The organism is Curtobacterium sp. P97, from assembly GCF_023712445.1.
In the GTDB taxonomy this organism is placed as follows: Bacteria; Actinomycetota; Actinomycetes; order Actinomycetales; family Microbacteriaceae; genus Curtobacterium.
Map to the genome: position 1 here is coordinate 1 of NZ_JAMAYF010000013.1, position 14,715 is coordinate 14,715.

General features: G+C 73.4%; 14 protein-coding genes and 1 tRNA gene. 3 read left to right on the forward strand and 12 right to left on the reverse strand.

Going from position 1 to position 14,715, the window contains the following annotated elements; translation table 11 throughout:
• Positions 1–22: 22 nt before the first annotated feature.
• From M3677_RS13830 to M3677_RS13855, 6 genes are all read right to left on the reverse strand, one after another.
• Positions 23–598, reverse strand: coding sequence for a DUF6286 domain-containing protein (locus tag M3677_RS13830; RefSeq protein ID WP_251160828.1), 576 nt, complete (start codon positions 596–598; stop codon positions 23–25).
• A gap of 12 nt (positions 599–610) precedes the next feature.
• Positions 611–943: a hypothetical protein gene (locus tag M3677_RS13835; RefSeq protein ID WP_251160829.1), complete on the reverse strand. Its 333-nt coding sequence runs from the start codon at positions 941–943 to the stop codon at positions 611–613.
• Positions 940–1,131: a DUF2273 domain-containing protein gene (locus M3677_RS13840; protein ID WP_066656066.1), complete on the reverse strand. Its 192-nt coding sequence runs from the start codon at positions 1,129–1,131 to the stop codon at positions 940–942. The genes M3677_RS13835 and M3677_RS13840 overlap by 4 nt, the downstream gene beginning before the upstream one ends.
• Positions 1,124–1,588 carry an Asp23/Gls24 family envelope stress response protein gene (locus M3677_RS13845; RefSeq protein WP_251160830.1) on the reverse strand — a complete coding sequence of 155 codons (465 nt, stop codon included), beginning with the start codon at positions 1,586–1,588 and terminating at the stop codon, positions 1,124–1,126. Before M3677_RS13845 ends, M3677_RS13840 begins: the two co-directional genes overlap by 8 nt.
• 288 nt (positions 1,589–1,876) lie before the next feature.
• Entirely contained in the window at positions 1,877–4,663 is a 2,787-nt protein-coding gene (locus tag M3677_RS13850) for a non-ribosomal peptide synthetase (protein ID WP_251160831.1), read from the reverse strand.
• Between the two features lie 132 nt (positions 4,664–4,795).
• Entirely contained in the window at positions 4,796–5,905 is a 1,110-nt protein-coding gene (locus M3677_RS13855; protein WP_066653401.1) for an acyl-CoA desaturase, read from the reverse strand.
• A 306-nt stretch (positions 5,906–6,211) separates the two neighbouring features.
• Between M3677_RS13855 and M3677_RS13860 the strand changes: the two genes are divergently transcribed.
• Positions 6,212–6,460: a hypothetical protein gene (locus M3677_RS13860; RefSeq protein WP_251160832.1), complete on the forward strand. Its 249-nt coding sequence runs from the start codon at positions 6,212–6,214 to the stop codon at positions 6,458–6,460.
• Positions 6,461–6,472: 12 nt separating this feature from the next.
• Here M3677_RS13860 and M3677_RS13865 read toward each other — a convergent pair whose 3' ends face one another.
• From M3677_RS13865 to M3677_RS13890, 6 genes are all read right to left on the reverse strand, one after another.
• Positions 6,473–7,144 (reverse strand): DUF4166 domain-containing protein, encoded by a 672-nt coding sequence (locus M3677_RS13865; RefSeq protein ID WP_251160833.1) that lies wholly within the window; start codon positions 7,142–7,144, stop codon positions 6,473–6,475.
• A complete protein-coding gene (locus M3677_RS13870; RefSeq protein ID WP_251160834.1) occupies positions 7,141–7,770 on the reverse strand; it encodes an SRPBCC family protein in 630 nt (209 codons plus the stop codon). The genes M3677_RS13865 and M3677_RS13870 overlap by 4 nt, the downstream gene beginning before the upstream one ends.
• 220 nt (positions 7,771–7,990) lie before the next feature.
• Positions 7,991–8,971: a GNAT family N-acetyltransferase gene (locus M3677_RS13875; protein ID WP_251160835.1), complete on the reverse strand. Its 981-nt coding sequence runs from the start codon at positions 8,969–8,971 to the stop codon at positions 7,991–7,993.
• Positions 8,972–9,093: 122 nt separating this feature from the next.
• Positions 9,094–9,167: transfer RNA gene (locus tag M3677_RS13880), tRNA-Pro, on the reverse strand.
• Positions 9,168–9,337: 170 nt separating this feature from the next.
• Positions 9,338–9,937, reverse strand: coding sequence for a hypothetical protein (locus M3677_RS13885; RefSeq protein WP_251160836.1), 600 nt, complete (start codon positions 9,935–9,937; stop codon positions 9,338–9,340).
• On the reverse strand, positions 9,934–10,764 hold the full coding sequence (locus tag M3677_RS13890) for an endonuclease/exonuclease/phosphatase family protein (RefSeq protein ID WP_251160837.1): 831 nt from the start codon (positions 10,762–10,764) through the stop codon (positions 9,934–9,936). The genes M3677_RS13885 and M3677_RS13890 overlap by 4 nt, the downstream gene beginning before the upstream one ends.
• 71 nt (positions 10,765–10,835) lie before the next feature.
• Between M3677_RS13890 and M3677_RS13895 the strand changes: the two genes are divergently transcribed.
• Positions 10,836–12,350 carry a hypothetical protein gene (locus M3677_RS13895; protein WP_251160838.1) on the forward strand — a complete coding sequence of 505 codons (1,515 nt, stop codon included), beginning with the start codon at positions 10,836–10,838 and terminating at the stop codon, positions 12,348–12,350.
• Between the two features lie 90 nt (positions 12,351–12,440).
• Positions 12,441–14,606 (forward strand): ATP-dependent DNA helicase RecQ, encoded by a 2,166-nt coding sequence (locus M3677_RS13900; protein WP_251160839.1) that lies wholly within the window; start codon positions 12,441–12,443, stop codon positions 14,604–14,606.
• Positions 14,607–14,715: the final 109 nt, after the last annotated feature.

The window sequence follows — 14,715 nt, forward strand, 5'->3', positions numbered from 1 at the left end:
TTGAAGCCGCGGTTGGTGGTGGTCATGCCAGGGTTCCCTTCTGTTCCACGGTGACCTGCACCGACGAGCCGTGCTTGCCGCCGAGGCGACCGAGCCGGTCCCCGACGGCGTGCTCGACGGCGCTGGCGTCGACGGGGATGCCGGACAGGGGCACCACGTGCACCTGGGTGCGGTGCCCACGCGCGGACGCGGTCGTGTTGGTCTCCGGGACGCCTGCTGCGTGGGCGGCGGCGTTCGCGGCGGTGGAGGCCAGGATGCGGGTGTCGATCACGACCGCGCCGCGGTCACGGTCGATCCCGGAGCGGGGCTGCCGGCCGGGCTTGAGGGCCAGCACGACCAGGACGATGCCGAGGATCACCAGGGCGGCGGCGATGACCTCGATGATGGTGGTGAACGCGGCGTCGGGCGTGAGGGCGGTGTCGACCACGGTCTGCGGGTCCGCCAGCAGCGGCTGCTGCCCGATGGCCTTCAGGACCGCTTCGGTGCCGATCCACGCCGCGACCAGTGCGACGACGACCAGGGTGATCGCGACCGCGGTGGACCGGGACCGGTGGATGCTGCGACGACGCAGCCGCTTCTCGAGCTGTTCGGTGCTCATGTGCTCTGTCTCCTACCGGACCCGGCCCTCGTGCTCACGCACGATCCCGGTCAGTTCGATGTGGGTCCGACCCACGTGACGGCCCGCCAACTCGCCCACCCTTCTACCCACCGCGTCAGCGGCGGCAGCGGCCGCGGCGACGATGTCGGCTTGTTCGCGCACGGGACCCGTGACGTCGAGGACGATGGACCCCCGGTCGTCGTCGAGTCCCACGCGCAGACGCTTCGCGGGCACGCCGAGCTGTTCGGCTGCGGCTGCCCGCGCCAGCGCCGTGAGCGCTCGTGCGGTGATCTCGACGCGGCCCGGGACGGCAGTCGCGTCGACTCCTACCGGGCCGGCGCTCACCGGGAGCTCCGGCGTCCGGTCAGCACGTCGGTCAGGGCGCCGCGGTCGATCTTCCCGGTCGTGATGGCGGCCACGAGGGCACCGACCAGACCGAACACGATCACCAGGACGAAGCCCCAGAACCCGAACTGCAGTGCCACGACGGCGAGGATGGCGCCGATCAGCGCGCCGACGAGTGTGTTACTCAACGCGGGACTCCTTCTTGTCGTCGTTGTCGTCGTCATCACCCGGGATGTAGACGTCCTGGACGGTCACGTTCACCTCGGCGACCTCCATGCCGACGATCTGCTCCAGGGCACGGGCGACCGACGAACGGACACCGTCAGCGACCTGCTGCAGCGACACCGGGTACTCCGCGACGATCACGACGTCCGCGGCGACCTGCTTCTCGCCGACCTCGACCTTGACGCCCTGACCGTGGTCACGCTGCCCGATCGCGTCACGGATCGCGCCGATCGCACGGGCAGCGCCGCCGCCCAGCGAGTGCACACCGTTGACCTCACGAGCGGCGATGCCGGCGACCTTCGACACGACGGTGTCGTCGATCGTGGTCTTGCCCGCAGTACCCGAACCGTTCTGGCCGGCCGAGCGCGACGCCGCCGAAGCGGTCGCCGGAGTGGTCGAGGTGGTGGTGGTGTCAGCCATTGGTGTCTCCCTTCGAGGACCCGCCGGGACTCGTTCCCAGCGGTTGCTGTTCACGGATGAGACGGGCTGACACCGAGATTCGTCACGTCCCCCGTTCCGTGTCGGGCATTTCCCCAGGAAACGGACTTCGAGGGCCGTTCCTGTACCCCGATCTGCCACCGGAGTGCTCGTTGTGGTGCGCAACCGGACAGTGTCGGTGCGCTCCGGTCGGAAGACGCACGTCGACGACGGACGGGAGGCGCGACACCGGTCCGGTGCCGCGCCTCCCGTCCGTCCGTCCGCGCTCGCTCAGGGCGTCCCGCTCTGCCGGGCGACGAGCGCCGCCACCTCGGCGACGTGTGGTTCCCGCAGCACCGAGCTGTGCTCGGCGTGCACGCGCACCGCGTCCACCGGTCCCCGGAGGTACCGCGCCCACCGGGCCGGACCGGAGTCGTTGCCGTCGGCGACGACGAGCGTGACGGGGCCCGCGTACGGGCGCGGCTCCCACCGGCGGGACACGAGGAGCGCCTGGTCGAAGAAGGCCCGGAAGTGGCGCTGGCCCTGCCAGCGGACCACCCCGGCGCCGACGCCCCGAGCCCGGCGGCCGATGCGCGCGAACGGGGTGGCGGAGCGACTGCGGAGCGCACTCGTGCGCACGGCGAGCCGCCGGAGCACGCCGGGCACCGGACGCGCTGCCGGCCGGCCGAGGTCGAGCTGCCCGAACTCGACGGTGTCGGCCCGCTCGGAGGCCTGCTCGGGCAGGTGGGTGTCGAGCAGGACGACCCGGGCGACCTCGTGACCGGCACCGGCGAGCACCGAGGCCATCTCCAGGGCGACGAGGCCGCCGAACGAGTGCCCGACGAGGGTGTACGGGCCGGAGGGCTGTACGACCCGCAGGAGCTCGATGTAGCGGCGGGCCATGGCCGGGATGCTCCAGTCCGGCACCGAGCGCCGCTCCAGACCGTGCTGCTGGAAGGCGAACACCGGACGGTCACCCAGGTGACGGGCGAGCGGGACGAACGTCAGTGCCAGGGCTCCGGCACCCGCGACGCAGAACAGGGGGTCGGCGTCGCCCGCTTCACGCGCCGTCAGCGTCACGACGTCCGGGTGACCGGGGACCGCGGCGGCGCCGAGGCGGATCCGCGCGGTGAAGCTGCGCAGCGTCGGGTGCCGGAGGAGTTCCGACGAGGGGACGTCTACGCCGAGCCGGTCGGAGACGGCGGCGAGCATCTCCTCCGCCGAGAGCGAGTCGCCACCGAGTGCGGAGAAGTCGTTGTCGAGCCCGACCGCCGGCAGCTCGAGCGGCCCGACGGCGGGCAGCCCGAGCACCTCGGCCCAGATCTGCCCGACCGCGAGCTGCCACTGGTCGTAGGTGTCCTCGCCGAACGCCGCGCCGTCTCCGCCCACCGTGGTGCTGAGCGCGGGTGCCTCGGGCAGGCGGGTCCGGTCGACCTTGCCGCGCTCGTTCCGGGGCAGCGTCGTCACCGGGACGATCGTGGTCGGCACCATGTGGTCGGGCAGCAGGTCGCGGAGGGCCCTGCGGATCGCGGCCGGTGACGGCGAGCGGCGACCCGGGCGGCTCACGACGTAGGCGACGAGCCGGGTCGGCGCGGGTGGGGCCTGCACCGCGACGACCGCCGCTTCCTGCACCGCGTCGACGGTGCGGAGCGCCGCCTCGACCTCGCTCGGCTCGACCAGGTGCCCGCGCACCTTCGCCGCGTCGTCGGCGCGGCCGAGCAGGGTGAGCCGGCCCTGGTCGTCGAAGCGTCCGAGGTCACCGACCGTCCACGTCGGCGTGCCGTCCGCGGCGGTGCCCGCCCGGTCTGCGGTCGCGTCCGGCGCGCCCCAGTACCCGCTCGTCATGGCGTCGGAGACGCAGACGACCGCACCGCTCTCGCCGACGTCGGCCACGGAGCCGTCGGGTCGGCGGACCTCGATGCGCTTGCCCGTGACGATCCTGCCGGCGGGCACGCTGCGCTCGGGCACCGGGTCCCCCGCGCGGATCTCGTGCACGGCGTACACGGCGGTCTCGCTCGACCCGGTCTGGTTGCAGAACGACGCGCCGGGGCCGAGCAGCGGCCGCAGCGCCGTGACGTCCGTGCCCGTCACCGCCTCGCCGAGGGTGGCGACGACGCGGAGCGCACGCAACCGGTCGTCGGAGGGGTCGAGGGCGCCGGTGATCGACCGCAGCAGGTGCGGGGTGGTGTGCAGTGTCGTCAGGCGTGCGTCGCGGACCCAGGTGACGAGGCGGTCGACGCCGGTGCGACGCGGATCGGCGACGTGCACGGAGGCACCGGCGTGCAGGGCCGACAGCACGAGCGTCAGCCCGGCGGCGAACCCGTGCGGGAGCACCGAGGCCACGCGGTCCGTCGGGACGAGCCGGAAGGCCTCCCGTTGGGCGACGCTGTCGACGACGAGCTGCCGGTGGGTCATCGTGACGCCCTTCGGCACCCCGGTCGACCCCGACGTGAAGACGACGACCGCCGGGTCGCGACCACCGCGTTCCCGGGCTCCCGGGACGACGGCGAGGTCGCCCTCGGTCGCGGCGGCGGTCCGAGCGACTCCGAGCAGGTCCTCGAGCGACAGCACCCGGCCCTGCTCGGGGACGAGGGCCGCGGCGCGGTCGGCGTGCTCCGCGTCCGCGACGACGTCCACGATGCCGGCGAGCGCCACCACGTGCTGCAGCCGGGCCCCGGGGAGGGACGGGTCGAGCGCGACGACGACACGGCCCGCGTGCAGGAGTCCGAGGAGGGCGACGACCGACCCGGCACCGTGCGCGACCATCGCGCCGACGGGGACGGGTGCACGGCCCTGCTCGACGTCGACCCCGCGGCCGGTGTGGTCGTCGGGGGTGAGCTGTGCGTCCAGGAGCAGGCCGAGGGCGCGGGCGGTGCGGTCGAGGGCACCGTGGGTGGTCTCGCCGTGCTCGTCGACCAGGGCGAGGGCATGCGGGTCGCGGTCGGCGACGACGGCCAGACCGTCGAGGACGGACGGCTCCGTCCCCGCGTGCGGCGGCGCCGCCGCTCCGGGGTCCACCGTCGGCTGCCGCGTCGTCGTCCTGTCGGTCGTCGCCGTCGTGTCGGTCGCCGTGGTCACGAGACCCCCTTCACCGTGCGCGCGGACTGTGGTCGCCCGACGGTACCCCGGGGGTGCGCTCCGCAATGGTGGCTGTGCGGCAACCCGCGCAGACCTGCGAGGTCCCGCAGCCCGCCGGCGCGGAGGACCGCGTCAGTGGATGCGGAGCTCGGCGACCATCGGGCAGGCGAATGGGTCGCGTGCGGCGAGACCGACCCGGTTCAGGTAGCGGACGACGATGCCGTACGACCGCAGCAGCGTCGTCTCGGTGTACGGCACGTCGAGCGTCTCGCAGTGGTCGCGGACCAGCAGGCGGGCCTGCTTCAGCGCCGGTCGCGGCATCGACGGGAACAGGTGGTGCTCGACCTGGTAGTTCAGGCCACCCATCAGGAACGACACCCACCAGCCACCGCGGATGTTCCGCGAGGTCCGGACCTGTCGGGAGAAGAAGTCGACCTTGGCGCCGTGCGCGATGGTCGGCATGCCCTTGTGGTTCGGGGCGAACGAGGCGCCCATCATCACGCCGAACACGGCGAGCTGCACACCGAGGAACGCGCACGCCATGCCGAACGGCAGGAACCAGAACACGACCGTCAGGTAGATGCCGAACCGGGCGACGAGCATGCTGCCCTCGAGCCAACGGTGCCGTGCGTCGGCCTTCGACCCGGTGCCCGTCACGATCGACGTCACGGCGTAGCGGTGCAGGTTCAGCCCCTCGAGCGTGAGCAGCGGGAAGAACAGCCAGCCCTGGAAGCGCAGGAAGGTCCGCATCAGCGGGCCCTTCGCCTCGGCGGCGTCCTCGGGCAGGAAGCGGATGCCGTCGGGCGCGATGTCGGGGTCCTTCCCGACGGTGTTCGGGTTGCCGTGGTGGCGGGTGTGCTTGTTCATCCACCACGAGTAGCTCAGGCCGACCATGAACGTGCCGAGCCACCGGCCCGCGTGGTCGTTCCACTTCTGCGACGCGAACACCTGACGGTGCGCGGCCTCGTGCGACAGGAACGCGAACTGCGTGAAGATGACCCCGAGCGCTCCCGCGACGATCAGCTGGAACCACGAGTCACCGAGGAACGCGAACGCCACCCAGGCCAGCGCGAGACCTGCGACCAGGCTGCCGAACAGGGACCAGTAGAAACCGGTGCGCCGACGGAGCAGGCCGTTCTCCTTCACCTGCGCCAGGAGCGCGGAGTAGGTGGACGTACCGTTGCGGCTGCCCGGACCGGGTCGGGTCCGGGTGTAACCGGGGGCGAGCGGGGTGGTCGTCATCGAGGACCGACCTTCTGTGGTGAGCGATCCTTCGACCGATCCGGAGAGTTCACGCATCCGCGCTTCCGGCGACAGTAGGTCACGGAACCGGGAGAACGCCTGGACGGCGCGCGCACGTCCGGGAAACGCAACCCGTGGCGGACGGGAGGCGCGGGACGACGCCGCCACGCGCCTCCCGTCCGGCGGCCGGTGGCGGTCCGCCGGGCGCCCACGCTCGGCGACCATCGTTGCGGGATCGAGACGGCCCGTCACCCCGGTGCGTGCGAGCCTGGTCGCACCTGACCACGGGAGCGGACGGAGCACGCTGTGGACCGAGCGATCGCGTGGGTCGTGCTGGCACTCGTCACGGCCGTGCCGGCACTGCTCCTCGCCGTCACGCGGGTGAGCTCGTGCGCCGATGCGGCGCCGGGTGCGGGCACGAGCCGGTGCACGAGCGGACCCGTGCTCGGGGTCGCCGGGTCGTGGGCCGCCGGTGCGGTCGCCGTCGTGGTCGTCGCGATCGCGATCGTCCAGGTCGTGCTGGCGGTCCGTTCCGGCCGAGCGGCGACGGACTGACGCCCGGCCGTCTCAGGTCCGCGCTTCGGTGCGGACCGGCTTCAACCGGTCCGGCGCGTCGGTGGCGGGGGTCCACTCGCACGTGAACGTCCCGCGGTACCCGAACAGGAAGCCGAACACGCGGTTGTGCACCTCGAGGTCGACGTGGAACGCCTGGTCGTCCTCCGACCACCACTCGTGCAGGGTGGCGCGACCGCTCAGGAGCATCGGGAACCGGAACGAGACCGGCCCCTCGTGGAACCGCTGTGCGTCGGACGTCAGTACGAGCCCGCCCCGCTCGTCCACCGCCAGGTCGAGGTCGACCGCCAGGTGCTGGTGCGTGCCGAGGTAGTCGAGCACCCTGCCGTCGACGAGCACCATCGTCGCGTCGAAGCGCGCCGTGCGACCGGGCCTGGTCTCGTACGTCCGCACGAACGTCACCGTCTCGCGGCCGAGCTCGTCGCGGTACGGGTGGTTCTCGATCGTGAACGGCACGTCCTCCCCCACGTCGGGGACCAGGATGTTCCGGAGCCGTCCGATCTGCAGGAAGGGGACGGTCCACCACGGGCCGCGTCGGATCGACGACATGACGCCACGTCCGGTGCAGGCCTCGCCGGCGTCGAGGCCGACTCCGAAGCGTCGTCGCATCATCGGGTGGAGTCGCTGGAAGTCGGCGCCGAGCGCCTCCTCGAACACGGACGTCATCGGTCGTCCCTCGGGTCGGGCAGCGTCGCCAGCGTCGCCGGCGCGTCGTGCAGGTGGTCGGTGCGTCGGGCGCTGCCTGCGGGTGCCCGCAGCGTCCTGGAGGCTCGTGGCCGGTCCCGGCGCCAGGGCTGCAGGACCGATGTGAGCGGCCACGCCTCCGGTGCGGGTCCGCCCTCGAGCCAGATCCGGAGGCGGTCGAAGCTCCACGCGGTCGCCCAGCCGAGGAGCGGCCGGACGACCAGGTCCAGCGGCCCCCATCCGCCGTCGTAGTCGTAGCCGGTGACGAACCGCGTGCGCCCGTCGTCGGTCGGGACGTAGCGCCAGTAGCCCCGGCCCGTGCGGATCGGCGAGAGGCGGTCGGCGGTCCCGAAGCGCAGCGCCGACGTGCGCGATCCGTCCGGGCGGCGGCGTTCCCCGATGCTCACGCCGGTGCCGTGCACGTCGTGCAGCGGCGAGCGTCGGACGTAGCGGAAGTGCGTCGGTGCCCCGTCCTCCGCGCCCGCGGGCACGATCTCCGAGAACCGGACGTCCCAGCGCACGTGCTGCTCGGGGTCCTGCGTCGCGGCCCACACGCGGTCGAGGTCCGCATCGATGACGGTCTCGACGTAGATGCCCCTGGTCCCCACGTGCTGACAGTAGCGCCTGCGCGGCGGAGACCGGCGTCACGCCGGGGACGGGTCGTCGCGGCGGTGCCGTCGGTCGTCTATCAGCCGTTCCAGGCGTCCCGCAGCGCGCGTGCCAGAACATGGCGGGAGCGTGACGCAGCGGTCTTCGCCTGTCCTGTCGCCCTTCGTCCCGCGTGAGCAGCGACGGCCAGCGGCTCCAGCGAACAGGGTCGGTCCTCGGTCACCTGACGGGCCGCGACCCCGGCATCCCGGGCCAGCCGTCCGGCGTCACCCAGGCCAACGTGGCGCAGACCGCCCGACCGCTGGCGAGGGCGCTACGCAACGAGGGGGTGTTGTCGGCGTGGACGTGTCCCCAGAGCACGTCGGCCTCCGTCGCGGGGAGCCGCCGCGCCAAGGCCCGGAGGACCGCCGGCCCGAGTCCCTGTCCGCGGTGGTCGTCGTCGAGCGCGATCTCCTCGACGACGAACCCGGTGAACCCGTACGCGTCGTCCCGAGCGGCGGCGACGACACCGGCGGCCCGTCCGTCGACCACGACCTCGAACAGCAGTCCCTGTTCGTCGGCGTCGCCGAGCCCGTCCTCGTCGGCGGGCGCCGCCCACTCGTCCAGGTCGGGCGTGACGCGACGGACGGTCTCGTAGATCGCGGCGACCCTCGGCGCCGCAGCCTCGGGCGTGGTCGGGACGAGTCCGACCGCGGAGGCTCCCGGCGTCTGCTCACGACCGGCGATCACCGACACCGGCCCCGCGACCACGAGTTGGTCGGGTGCCACCGAGGACCCGTGTCCGGCCAGAGCGCGGACGCGCAGGAGGTCCCCGGGGAGTCGGACGCGGAAGCAGAGCGGCGAGAAGGCACGGAAGTCCTCGAGCACGGAGCCGAGCTCCGCCAGACCGGCTGCGTCGGGGCGCACGCTGGTCGCGATCACGTCGACGAACGGCTTCGACACGTCGCGGCCGCGGAAGCGGATCCCGGTGAGGGCCCATCCGCCGGAGGGCAGCTCGACGACCCGGTTCGCCCAGTCGAGCGGGTCCGGGACGGCGAGTCCGACGGCGTCGCGGACCGCCGCTCCCCACGAGGTGTCCCCCACCAGTGCGAGGTCGGGTCCGACCGTCCGCAGCAGGTCCGATCGCCAGTGCTCGTTCCAGCGGGCCAGGTGCTCCGGCGCCCACGGCACGAGGGCGGTGAGCAGATCGTCGTCGTCCATCCCGGTCGACGCTAGGAGGCCGAGCAGCGGCGGCGCAAGAGCGGCTGGCACCGCTCCCCCGTGCGGAACGCGGAGAAGCCCCCGGCGAGAACGTGTCTCGCCGGGGGCTTCATCGGTTTCGGTCGGGCTGACAGGATTTGAACCTGCGACCCCTTGACCCCCAGTCAAGTGCGCTACCAAGCTGCGCCACAGCCCGTGAGCTCTCACGAGCTCTGAGCCCCGAGAGGCTCGGAACTCCGTCTCCGGCGTTCCACCGCCCGCGTCCGACCGGAGCGCGAGCAGCCCGTCAAGCATAGCGGACGCCGGACCCTGCTCGTGCCACGGCGCGTCGCCGCCTCCACGGGAGCGATCGGTCGGGCCGGGCCGTCAGCCCTGCGGCGAGCGCGCTGGCTGCTGCACCACGTCCCGCTCGGCCGCCAGCCACGGCAGCGCGAGCCCGACCAGCAGCCCGCCGAGCCCGTCCGCGGCCAGGTCGCCGATCGTGTCGTCGTACCCGACGTAGATCGCCGAGTCGACGAAGTTGTGCCCGAGCCATTCGCACATCTCCCACACGGACCCGATCGCGAGCCCGAGGGTGAACACCAGGAGCGACACGGTCACGCGTCCGGCGTCCGGGGCGTGCGGCACGAGCCGGAGGTCTGCGGCGATCACCGCGAGCAGCGCCGCGAGCAGTCCGGTCAGGACGACGTGGATCAGCTTGTCCCAGAGGAACACCGACGTGTACCACTCGAGCGCGCTCGACCACCCGGCGACGAGCACCAGCACGCAGACCGCCAGGTCGAACGCGGGCCGGAGTCCGAGCATCCGCGGCAGGACCACCCCGAACAACGCGAGCGACATCACCGCGAACGACGTGCTCCCCCAGCCGATCGTGGCCACGGGGATGCTGAGGAGCGTCAGGACCCGCACCACGTCGGCCGGCAGGAACCGCCGGCGCAGGAAGGTCAGCCCGAGCGAGCGCATCACGAGGCCCACCGCACGACCGCGTGCACGGCCGCGTGGTCGGAGGGCCAGACACCGCCCGGTCGGCGCACGTTCACCGCGACCCGGTCGACGACGGCGTCCTCGGTCACGAGCACCCCGTCGATCCGCCGGCCGCCGACACGCGGCTCCCGGTAGTGCGGGTACGTCCCGTAGGCCTCCCCCACCTGCCGGGAGGCTCGTCCCCAGCTGTCGACGACCCCCGCGTCCGCCAGTGCTCGCCAGGGTGCCGACCCGGCCGGGCAGTTCCAGTCGGCCATCACGACGGCCGGCAGTCCGCGCTCGCGGACGATGCGCCCGAGCAGCTGCGCGCCGCGCAGCCGTGCCCAGGACGAGGCGACGTCGAGGTGCGTCGCGATCGCGGTGAACTCCCGCCCGGTGGTGCGGTCCGCGACGACGGCGCCGACGGCGTGCCGCGGGAAGGCCGTCGCCCAGGACCGTGAGCCCGGGCGCGACGGCGTCCGGGACAGCGCCCACGTGCGCCGCTCGACGACGTCGAGGCGCTCCCGGTCGAGGAACAGGCCGACCGCCTCGCCACCGCCACGCGCACCGCGACCGACGACCACGGGTTCCCAGCGTGACCCGAGACGGGCCGTGAGGTCCGCGGTCTGGGCGGGCAGTGCCTCCTGGACGGCCAGCACCGTCGGCTGCTCGCTGGCGACGAGCGCGACGACGGCGTCGCGGCGACGTTCCCACGCGTCGGCGTGACCGGGCGCGTGCGGCACCCGACGTCTGACGTTGAGGGTGGCGCAGTGCACCTCGGGGGCCACCACCGCCCCGATCGTCGGGTGGTCGTCCGGCGCGGATGGCATGCACCCTGTCTACGAGACGACACCTGTTGCGCTCACAGGGTGTCGTGACGGTCCCTCGTAGGGTGGCTCGGATGCGTTGCGCTCGTCCCACCCGTACCCTGCTCGCACTGTCGGTCGCCGGGCTCCTGCTCGGCGCTGCCGGCTGCACCTCCCACGACGACGCGCCGACGGTCGCGCAGCTGGCACGGTCCTCCGCCGACTCGGTGGACGTCGTGGCCCAGCAGGACCCGTCGGCGCGCTCCGTCGCCGCGAGCCGAGCGCTGTTCGCGTCGGCTCCCGGTGCGGTCGTGGCGTCGGCCTCCGACGCGGGTGCGGTGCGCGACGCGGCGAGCGCCGCGCGTGCGGCGCACGTCCCACTGCTGCTGACGTCCGACGGCGGCACGCCCTCGTCGACACCGTCCGCCGACGCAGGCGACGACGGTGACCGGGTGGCAGCCGAGCTCCGCCGGCTCGGGGCCGACTGGTACCAGGCCGAGGGCAGCGTGGCGGTCGACACCGACGTCCCGGAGCAGGACGCGCCGGAACGGGGCGACGTGCCCGAGGCGAGCGATGCCTCCCGTCCGGCGACCGTGGTCGTGTCCGACCGCCGGTCGGAGGCCGCAGCCGTGGCCACGGCGGAGGCTGCCGGCGCCCGTGTGGTCGCGATGCCGGACGGCGTGACCGACCCGGCTGCCGCCCCGGACGTCGTGTCGGCCCTCCACGACCGCGCGGAGCACCCGACCGTGCTGGTCGGCTCGGCGTTCGGCGACCTGCCGGACCCGCAGTGGACGGTCCGGGCGGCGGAGAGCGGTTGGCAGCTGCCGCACGGCGGGCAGCGGCCCTTCGACGGACACCGCTACGTGGCGCTGTACGGCGCTCCCGGCGCGCCGGTGCTCGGGGTGCTGGGCGAGCAGGACCCGGCGGCGACCGTGCGCCGCGCCGAGGGGACGGCGAAGGAGTACGACGGGCTCGGCGACGAGCCGGTGACGCCTGCGATGGAGGTCATCGCGACCGTCGCCGCCGGGGACGCCGGGGCGGACGGCGACTACTCGACCGAGCTGCCGGCGTCGACGCTGGAGCCCTACGTCGACGCGGCGAGCGACGCCGGGATGCCGGTCATCCTCGACCTGCAGCCGGGGCGGTCCGACTTCCTGTCGCAGGCGAAGCGGTACGAGTCGCTGCTCGCGAAGCCGAACGTCTGGCTCGCACTCGACCCGGAGTGGCGACTGACCGCCGACCAGGTGCCCCTGCAGCAGATCGGCAGCGTCTCGGCGTCCGAGGTGAACGAGGTCTCGTCGTGGCTCGCCGACCTGGTGCGGTCGAAGGGCCTGCCGCCGAAGGCGTTCGTCCTGCACCAGTTCCGGCTCTCGATGATCCAGGACCGGTCGTCGCTCGCGTCGCACCCGGAGCTCGACGTCCTCATCCACGTGGACGGGCAGGGCTCGCAGCCCGACAAGCAGGCGACCTGGAAGGCGCTGCACCAGGACGCACCGGAAGGCGTGCACTGGGGCTGGAAGAACTTCTACGACGAGGACACGCCGATGCTGTCACCGCAGCAGACGATGGCCGACGTGCAGCCGACGCCGTCGCTCATCACGTACCAGTAGCGGGGTCGCGTCTCGTCGCGTCCCGTCGTGGTGTCCACAGCCTGGAGGGCCGGGGCACGGTGCGTCGGCGGGTGCTGACAGCATGGGGTCATGTCTGGTCTCGGTGTCGGTTCGTCCGTCGGCTCACCTGCTCCTGCGGCCCCGCCGTCCGCCGAGATCGCTGCGGAAGCGCAGGCGGCCCTCGCCGCCCTGACCGGGCGACCGGACGCGGTCTTCCACCCCGGGCAGCTCGAGGCCATCTCGGCGCTCGTCGAACACCGGCAGCGTGCCCTCGTGGTGCAGCGCACCGGGTGGGGCAAGTCGGCCGTGTACTTCCTCGCGACCCTGCTGCTGCGGCGACGTGGCGGCGGCCCGACCGTGCTCGTCTCGCCGCTGCTCGCCCTCATGCGCGACCAGGTCGCAGCGGCCGCGCGGGCCGGCGTCCGCGCGGTGTCGATCAACTCGGCGAACGCGCACGAGTGGGCGGACACGCAGGCGGCCCTCGCGCGTGACGAGGTCGACGTGCTCCTCGTCTCCCCCGAACGGCTCAACAACCCGCGCTTCCGCGACGAGCAGCTGCCGACGCTGATCGCCCGGATGGGCATGCTCGTCGTCGACGAAGCGCACTGCATCTCCGACTGGGGACACGACTTCCGCCCCGACTACCGCCGGCTCGCCGAGCTCATCCGCTCCCTCCCTCAGGGTGTCCCCGTGCTCGCGACGACGGCGACCGCGAACGAGCGCGTGGTCGAGGACGTCGCGGAGCAGCTCACCGCGGGCCCCGACGCCCCGGTGTTCACGATCCGCGGTTCGCTGGCGCGTGCGTCGCTGCGGCTCGGCGTCCTGACGCTGCCGGACGCCCGGCAGCGCCTCGGGTGGCTGCTCGCGCACCTCGGCGACCTGCCCGGCAGCGGCATCATCTACACGCTGACCGTGTCCGGGGCCGAGGACATCGCCCGACTCCTGCGCGAGAACGGGTACGCCGTCCGCGCCTACACCGGGCGGACCGACACCGAGGAACGCGAGCAGCTCGAGCAGCAGCTCAAGGGCAACGACCTCAAGGCGCTCGTCGCGACGAGTGCGCTCGGGATGGGCTTCGACAAGCCGGACCTCGGGTTCGTCGTGCACGTCGGCGCTCCCTCGTCGCCCGTCGCCTACTACCAGCAGATCGGTCGTGCCGGGCGTGCGACCGACAACGCCGACGTGCTGCTCCTGCCCGGACGCGAGGACCGCGAGATCTGGCAGTACTTCGCGAGTGCGTCGATGCCGACCGAGGCCCGCGCCTCCGCCGTCCTCGGCGCGCTCTCCACCGACACGGCGATGTCGACCGTTGCGCTCGAGGGCCTCGTCGACATCAAGCGATCGACACTCGAGCTCCTGCTGAAGGTGCTCGACGTCGACGGCGCCGTGCACCGTGTCGCCGGCGGCTGGGTCTCGACCGGGCAGCCGTGGCAGTACGACGCCGCCCGGTACGAGCGGGTCGCCGCCGCCCGCGAGGCCGAGGCCGCGTCGATGCTCGCGTACGAGTCCACCTCGGCGTGCCGCATGCAGCTGTTGCAGCAGGACCTGGACGACCCGTCCGCTGAGCCCTGCGGGCGCTGCGACAACTGTGCCGGTGTCTGGTACCCGACGTCGATCTCGGAGTCGGACACCTCCGGTGCGGCTGCCGCGCTCGACCGGGTCGGCGTCGAGATCGCGCCGCGCGCGCAGTGGCCGTCCGGCATGGCCTCGCTCGGCGTGCCCGTGAAGGGCAGGATCCCGGCCGGCGAGCTCGTCGAACCGGGCCGCGCCGTCGCCCGGCTCACCGATCTCGGCTGGGGCGGGCCGCTCCGGGCGCTGTTCTCGGCCACCACTCCGGACGGACCCGTGTCCCGCGAGCTGGTCGACGGGTGCATCCGCGCCCTCAAGGACTGGCCCTGGGCCGAACGGCCGACCGGCGTCGTGGCGATGTCGTCGCGGTCGCGGCCGGAGCTCGTCGGGTCGTTGGCGCAGGCGCTGTCCTCCATCGGGCGGCTGCAGTTCCTCGGGACCCTCGGACGGAGCGGCGGGGAGCCCCGCGGAGACGGTGCGACGAACAGCGCCTACCGGCTGGCCGGGGTGTGGGACACCTTCGTGGTGGACCCGGAGCTGGCTGCGGCGTTGGCGTCGCACCAGGGGCCGGTGCTGCTCGTCGACGACCTGGTGGACAGCCGGTGGACGGTCACCGTCGCCGGGCGGGAGCTCCGGCGTGCGGGGGCGTCGGCCGTGCTGCCGTTCGCGCTCGCGACCGTGGCCTGACGCCGGCCGGGTCCGGCAGACCGTGTCCGTGGTCCGTCCGGTGGCGCGGGGTACGGAGGTGCGGGGTGTGGGCTGCGGGGTGCGGGGTGCTCGGTGCGGGGTGCGGGGT

Excerpts from the sequence above, each read along its gene's own strand:
- M3677_RS13890 (WP_251160837.1), bottom strand. The coding sequence starts at position 10,764 with ATGCCATCCGCGCCGGACGACCACCCGACGATCGGGGCGGTGGTGGCC.
- M3677_RS13845 (WP_251160830.1), bottom strand. The coding sequence starts at position 1,588 with ATGGCTGACACCACCACCACCTCGACCACTCCGGCGACCGCTTCGGCG.
- M3677_RS13855 (WP_066653401.1), bottom strand. The coding sequence starts at position 5,905 with ATGACGACCACCCCGCTCGCCCCCGGTTACACCCGGACCCGACCCGGT.
- M3677_RS13865 (WP_251160833.1), bottom strand. The coding sequence starts at position 7,144 with ATGACGTCCGTGTTCGAGGAGGCGCTCGGCGCCGACTTCCAGCGACTC.
- M3677_RS13900 (WP_251160839.1), top strand. The coding sequence starts at position 12,441 with ATGTCTGGTCTCGGTGTCGGTTCGTCCGTCGGCTCACCTGCTCCTGCG.
- M3677_RS13830 (WP_251160828.1), bottom strand. The coding sequence starts at position 598 with ATGAGCACCGAACAGCTCGAGAAGCGGCTGCGTCGTCGCAGCATCCAC.
- M3677_RS13875 (WP_251160835.1), bottom strand. The coding sequence starts at position 8,971 with ATGGACGACGACGATCTGCTCACCGCCCTCGTGCCGTGGGCGCCGGAG.
- M3677_RS13895 (WP_251160838.1), top strand. The coding sequence starts at position 10,836 with ATGCGTTGCGCTCGTCCCACCCGTACCCTGCTCGCACTGTCGGTCGCC.